We start from the raw sequence: 6415 nt of genomic DNA, 5'->3' as shown, positions 1-6415 counted from the left end.
ACAGAACCTGGGTGCCTCCGAGGTATTGACGCAGCTGTTTACCGGGCGTGAGCCGGCTTTTATGTCGGCACCGGAACGGGGCTAACAGGGCTTTTTACGGGGAGGCAGCTGAATAGTTACAAAACAAGAAACCAGACTTTTGGGGCCACCATGACTCAGTCACTTGCCTGTCGTCGAACTACCACGTCTTCCACTCTCTCGCTCTGGGTACTCGCCCTGTCGCTTCCTCTGCCGGCGTTGGCGGAGTTCAGGCCGTTGGACGATGGTGCACTGTCTGGTGTGACCGGGCAGGCGGGAGTGACGATTGAGCTGGAAACCAAGCTGAGCATTGATCGGTTCAGCTGGACTGATGAGGGTTCGCTGAATGTGAACGGGCTGCGGTTGTCCGGGCAGAACGATACAGTGCTGGACAACATGAAGCTGACTATCGATATTGCCGGCGATGGGGAGGTGCTGGAGCACGGGTTTTCGGAGATTGCCCGTCGCGCCAATGCCGGGTTGCTGGCCCCAGGCAATCCGGATGTGGCCGATGCCCTGGCGAAGTATTCTGTCGCCGGCTCTTTTGGCAAGCAGTTCAATAGCGGTGATCTGGTGATGCACCTGGGTGCGACCGACTATGGCAACCCGTCCAGTCTCGACGACTTCCTGCGGGCGGTCGATTTTGAACTGGCGGCGGATAGTGTGACCAGCACCGGTACCGGGGGTGCGGCCACTCTGTTCTCGAACATCCTGCTGCAAGGGTATATTGGGCCGACAGATCTGGTGATTCGTAACGGGGGCAGTTCCACTCGCACTCTGGCCAATGGCAATGAGGTATCCGGCTCTGAGCTGCAACTGGATACTCATTTTGAGATTACCAACGGCAGCCTGAACTGGGATGCCGCAGATGTGATTCTGCTGTTCAACTTTGCCGCCGTGGGTATCGAGGGGCTGCAGATTCACAACCGTCGGGGCGACGATACGCTGGGGCATTTCGGCATGGCCAATGCGACGGCAAAACTCTCCCGGGGAACCAGTGCCGCCTCTGGCAAGGAAGGCCTGTCTGTCCATGAGGTTGAGTTCCGGGCGGATATCGACATGCCTGTGTTCAAGGTGGGCGGCACAAGCATTGGCAACGTTCAGTTCACGGACTTCGCCATCACCAACACCACCATGATGGTTTACGGCCGCTAGGCGTCTGCGCGGCAGAAATCGCGCAGACTCCCAGTCCGGCACTGGACACCAACCACTCCCTACCCTGTAAACTGCCCGTCTGACTCTGACGGGCAGCCCATGACTGACTCCACTGACATCAATTATTCAAAACGCGCCCCCGGGCGGCGGCTGGCGATTTTCAGCCTGCTGTTTGTCGCGCTTACCGCCGCCGGACTGTACGCCGTTTACGATCAGTTTGCCGGGCGCAGCATTACCTTTGATTCCAGACTGATTGCCCCGGAAACCCTGTTGTCGGTGGCTGGTTTGTTACTGGTCTATTTCATTTCTGACGGCCTGCGGCTCTACTACACGCTCAGGGCCCTTGGCCATCGGTTATCTCTGCCGGCCATGTTCCGGCTGGTGTTCATTAACCTGTTTTTCTCCAACATCACGCCTATGGCCACCGGTGGCGGCTTCGCGCAGATCTGGTATCTGCATAACCATGGCATTCCGGTTGGCAGGGCCACGGCCGCCACCACCATCCGGACAGTGCTGGCGGTGGTATTTATCTTTTCCCTGACGCCGGTTTTCCTGTTGACGCTCAAGGCGCTGGATGGCCGTACCATTACCAGCGACATTGGTACGGCCCTGGCGATTTTCATTCTGATTTACCTGGGCTTCTTCACCATCCTATTGTTTCGCACCCACTGGCTGATCGGCCCGCTCAGCAAACTCCTCAGAGCGGCCCGCCGGATGCATCTGATAAATGAGCGGCGGCACCGGAGGTGGCAGTTCAAGGCCCGCCGGGAGATGCTGCGGTTCTCCCGCAGCTTCAGTGACTATCTGCGTGGCCGCCCGCTGTTCGTGGTTTTGTCGGTTCTGTTTACCGCGATTTTCCTGCTCAGCCTGTTCAGTTTTCCTGCGCTGCTGATGGCCAGCCTGGACTATGATGTGGATTACCTGATGTCGCTGGGGCTGGTGGTGGTAACCACGTTCGTCATGTACTTTTCACCCACCCCCGGCGCCTCGGGTATTTCCGAGGGTGTTTTTGGCAGCTTCTTCCGGGATATCCTCTCTGGCAATCACCTGATTCTGGTGATTGTCGGCTGGCGTTTACTGACGATCTACCTGGGCATGATTATCGGGCTCCTAGTCTTCCAGAGGGAACTTGTTGCCAATCGCAGGAGGGCGGGATGATTTTCCGCAACCCACTGAAACTTGTGTTCTACCTGTGCCTGCTGGTGGTGCTTCTGCTGGTTGGCTACAAGATCTACCTGAACCTGTTCACTGAAGACTTCGAAGGCCTTCACACTGAGCAGGTGGAGCGGATTGATCGCCTTGTCAAGCCCGGAAAACCTTTCAGCTTCGCTGTCGTTGGCAACATCAATAACTCGGTGGGTATCTTTGAAAACCGCATTATTCCCGAACTGAACAGTTCCGGAATCGATTTTATGGTATCCGCAGGCAATGCAGTCAGCGGGGGCGGCGAAGACAAGTACCGGGCGCTTTATGGAAGCCTGAGCCACCTGGATATCCCGTATCTGCTTACCTTTGGCCCCAATGAATACGAGGAGTTCGGCAGCTTCCGCTTTTACAATCACTTTGGCCCCCACTTTTTTAGCATCCAGATCAACGAGAGCCGGCTTATCTTCCTGGACAGTACCGGCAAAACACCCTGGCGATGGCAGATTCGCTGGCTTGACGACCTGCTCAGCAGGGACAACTCGAAAGCGAGAATCCTGTTTATCGGAAACCCGCCTCTTGAGCCTGACGAAGACGCGCCATTCGATCAGCGCGAGGACTACCTGCAGCCACCGGAGTTTCGTGAAGCACTGCTGAAGGAAATTGAGCAGTACAAGATCGATCTTGTCTTCTCCGCCAATCTTTCGCTTTACGCCAAGGAAGCAAGGGGCGACACGGACTTCATTATCACAGGGGGCGCCGGCGGCCTGGTGCTCAACAACGATACCAGCTTCTACCACTTTGTGCGGGTAGACGTGAGTGCTGAGGGTGAAGTGAACTCCAGCCTGAAGCGCCTTGGAGGTGCCCAGAACCCAATTCTGAAACGCCTGGAGGGACTTTGGTTTTTCATCTATTCTCTGCTCTATGCTGGCTATATAAACTTCCTGCTGATTGTTGCAGTGTTCGCCGCTTTGGCCATCAAGCTCTACGGTGCCATTTTCATAGGCAAGGATTACTACCCGGATTACGATCTGGACCCGGCGCCCTGGCTTGAGCGCCCGTTGCGGGTGGCCATGTTCACCAACAACTATCTGCCGTTTATCGGCGGTGTTCCCATTTCAATTGAGCGGCTGCGCCGTGGCCTCGAAAACCTGGGAGACAAGCTGCTGATCGTGGCGCCCCGGTACAAGGACCAGCCGGAGGCGGAAGCCCACGTGCTGCGGGTGCCCTCACTGCTCGCCATGGGGGCGAAACGGGAATTCCGGCTGGCCAATATTTTCCTCGGCCGGATCCGCAAGCGGGTTCGTGCCTTCGCGCCGGACATCATCCACCTGCACCACCCGTTCTGGCTGGGCTCGTTGGGGCTGTTCGTAGCGCGGCGGCTGAAGGTGCCAGCGATTTACACATACCATACCCGCCTGGAACACTACGCCCACTTTGTACCCCTGCCGGGGATGCTGTTCCGCAACCTGATTTCCCATACCCTGATCAAGCGCTTTTCCAACAAGTGTGACGGCGTGATTGTGCCAACCTACTCCACCGAGGAATACCTTCGGATGATCGGGGTGAAAACACCGACGTTTGTGCAGCCCACGGGCATTGAATACCAGCGTTTCCAGGATGTTCGCCGGCAAGACATTGACCAGTTGCGTCATCAGCTGAAGCTTGGAGACGAGAAGGTTTTCATAAGCGTTTCACGGTTATCCAATGAGAAGAATATCGACTTCATGATTGAAGCGATTGATGCCCTCAGGCGGGAAACGGATGTGCCGTTCCGGTTCCTGATGATTGGCGATGGCCACCAGAGAGACCGGTTACAGAAGAAGATAGAAGACCTTGACCTCCGGCAACATTTCTCCTTGGTGGGTGCCATCCCCCCGGAAGACATGGCCACCTGGTACCGGCTGGGTGACGCCTTCCTATTTGCCTCGAAATCCGAAACCCAGGGCATGGTGATACTGGAGGCCATGGCGGCGGGGCTGCCGGTGGTGGCCGTGCGCTCCAGCGGCATCGAGGATGTGGTTCGGCACGGCTTCAATGGCTTCAAGACGCCGGAAAAGCAGGATCAGTGGCGGGCACAGGTTAAGAAACTGCTGGAAGATGACCAACTGCGCAGTAAACTTGCCTCACAGGCTCTGGATTTTGCGAAGGATTATTCCGTAGAGCAGTTTGCCACGGACGTTCGCACGATTTATGCCACCACTCTGGCCCTGTTCTCCAAGAAACGGAAACGTTCCGGAAGCAGTCAGGAATAGCCAGGAGTCTGCGCACCCTGATCGGTCCAGCCTGAATTCACGTATATCAAAAACCGTCTTAACCACCGGAGCGACTAAGTGAGCGGCATCCCCGTCGGTATCAGCACCTGCCTGCTGGGCAGGGAAGTTCGCCATGATGGCGGCCACAAACATTCCCGTTACTGCACCCAGGTGCTGTCAAAGCACCTTGAATTTCGCTCCATCTGCCCCGAGCTGGAAGCAGGCCTGGGCGTGCCCCGCCCGGCCATTCACCTACGCGAATACAGCGATGGCCTTCGGCTGATCGAAACCAGGGGCACGGCGGATCACACCGACGCCATGCAAGGTTTTATCGACCAGATCATGCCCACCCTGGCGGACCTTCGGGGTTACATCCTGATGGCCAAATCGCCGAGCTGCGGCATGGAGCGTATCAAGGTGCACAACGAGAATGGCCAGGTGGCCCGCAGGGATGGCCGGGGCATGTTCGCCGGGGCACTGTTGAAAGCCTATCCGCTGATGCCGGTGGAGGAGGAGGGCCGCCTCAACGACGACATGCTTCGGGAAAACTTTATCGAGCGGATCTTTGCCTACGACGACTGGATGCAGAATGTCGCGGGCGACAACCTTTCGGCCAGGGCGCTGATCGAATTCCACACCCGCCACAAGTTCCAGCTTCTGGCCCACTCCGAGAGCATTTACCGCCAGCTCGGCCCCATGCTGGGAGACCTGAAATCCGAGCCACTGGAAAATATCTCCAACCGTTACATCAACCAGTTCATGGAAGCCATGAGCCAGAAGGTCAGCCGTGGTTCGCACATGAACGCCATGCAGCACCTGATGGGCTACCTGAGAGACTCCATGGGCGATGAAGACCGCAAGGTGTTGAGGGAGCAGATAGAGGCCTACCGCCGGGGTGAGGTGCCGTTGGTGGTGCCCATGACCCTGCTACGCATGGCCCAGCGCCGGGAGCCGGTGAATTACCTGCGCGCCCAGCAATACCTTACGCCCTATCCGGACGAGCTTGGTCTGAGAAACAACGTTTGAAGCCTGAAATCGGGGTCAGATGAAAATGGGGTCAGATGAAAAGTTCATCTGACCCCATTTTCACGCCGTTAATCAGAAGCCATAGAGAAGAGAGAGTGACGTCTCGGTGTCGGTGTTTTCAGAGCCAGCCGGTGCATCGGATACATACTTCACCCGCAGCGCTGCCTTCATTGAAAGGTTACCCACCACATTGGCCTGCAGGGACGTCTCTGACTGGCTTATCGTGTTGTTCTCATCCAGCCCGATTTCGGTGCTGAGCTTCTGGCGGAAAAGCGAATTGGCGGACAGGGCGTAATCAACCTGGCCGGCAAGGCGGACGATGGCCTCTTTTTCAGTATCGTCTCCCCGTGCGTTAACCGTATCCAGTTTGTTATAGCGGTAACCCGCGCCCGTTGAGAGATCAAGAAAAGACCGATCCCCGGACTGCCAGAGACGGTTTCCGTAACCAGTCGTCACTGTGGATTCGAAATCGTAGCCAGAGAAGCGGTCATCCTCCCAGGAGCCGCGAAGAAACCAATACTGTTTTTTGTCGAACTTGTAGTTCGTTTCCAGGGCGGCCAGATACTCCTCGGCCGTGGTTTCATCCTGCGCCTCGGAGTAATTGGTACTGAAGTCCCCGGTATGGCGCCAGGTTTCCACCTCCCGGATAAGACCAAGCCGGCCCTTGATGTTGGTCTCCTCGGTGTTGCCGGTAGTAACCAGCACACCGAGTTCGGTTTCGCCCTTCCAGTTATTCGCCTCCTGCCCATTGGCAAATGGCACGATAGCAACTGCGGTGATGGCGACTGCCTGTCGTAAATCCATGAAGTCTCCTGTTG

5 protein-coding genes are annotated in these 6415 nt (G+C 56.8%); 4 read left to right on the top strand and 1 reads right to left on the bottom strand.

Going from position 1 to position 6415, the window contains the following annotated elements; genetic code table 11:
* The first annotated feature begins 150 nt into the window (after positions 1–150).
* From QPL96_RS13875 to QPL96_RS13860, 4 genes are all read left to right on the top strand, one after another.
* Positions 151–1173 carry a DUF6160 family protein gene (locus QPL96_RS13875; RefSeq protein WP_303287908.1) on the top strand — a complete coding sequence of 341 codons (1023 nt, stop codon included), beginning with the start codon at positions 151–153 and terminating at the stop codon, positions 1171–1173.
* A gap of 99 nt (positions 1174–1272) precedes the next feature.
* On the top strand, positions 1273–2331 hold the full coding sequence (locus tag QPL96_RS13870) for a lysylphosphatidylglycerol synthase transmembrane domain-containing protein (protein WP_303287907.1): 1059 nt from the start codon (positions 1273–1275) through the stop codon (positions 2329–2331).
* Entirely contained in the window at positions 2328–4571 is a 2244-nt protein-coding gene (locus QPL96_RS13865; protein WP_303287906.1) for a glycosyltransferase, read from the top strand. Before QPL96_RS13870 ends, QPL96_RS13865 begins: the two co-directional genes overlap by 4 nt.
* Positions 4572–4649: 78 nt before the next feature.
* Complete coding sequence (locus QPL96_RS13860) at positions 4650–5597, top strand: DUF523 and DUF1722 domain-containing protein (protein WP_303287905.1); 948 nt, start codon at positions 4650–4652, stop codon at positions 5595–5597.
* 72 nt (positions 5598–5669) lie between these two features.
* On the opposite strand, the gene QPL96_RS13855 is transcribed toward QPL96_RS13860, so the two are convergent.
* A complete protein-coding gene (locus QPL96_RS13855; RefSeq protein WP_303287904.1) occupies positions 5670–6401 on the bottom strand; it encodes a YdiY family protein in 732 nt (243 codons plus the stop codon).
* Positions 6402–6415 lie beyond the last annotated feature (14 nt).

Origin of the sequence: Marinobacter sp. SS8-8 (assembly GCF_030540945.1) — a bacterium.
GTDB lineage: Bacteria > Pseudomonadota > Gammaproteobacteria > Pseudomonadales > Oleiphilaceae > Marinobacter.
This window is presented reverse-complemented; position numbering and strand designations above follow the sequence as displayed.

Bases quoted from the DNA above. Each gene is read 5' to 3' on its own strand.
- QPL96_RS13875 (WP_303287908.1), top strand. From the start codon at position 151: ATGACTCAGTCACTTGCCTGTCGTCGAACTACCACGTCTTCCACTCTC.
- QPL96_RS13865 (WP_303287906.1), top strand. From the start codon at position 2,328: ATGATTTTCCGCAACCCACTGAAACTTGTGTTCTACCTGTGCCTGCTG.
- QPL96_RS13855 (WP_303287904.1), bottom strand. From the start codon at position 6,401: ATGGATTTACGACAGGCAGTCGCCATCACCGCAGTTGCTATCGTGCCA.
- QPL96_RS13870 (WP_303287907.1), top strand. From the start codon at position 1,273: ATGACTGACTCCACTGACATCAATTATTCAAAACGCGCCCCCGGGCGG.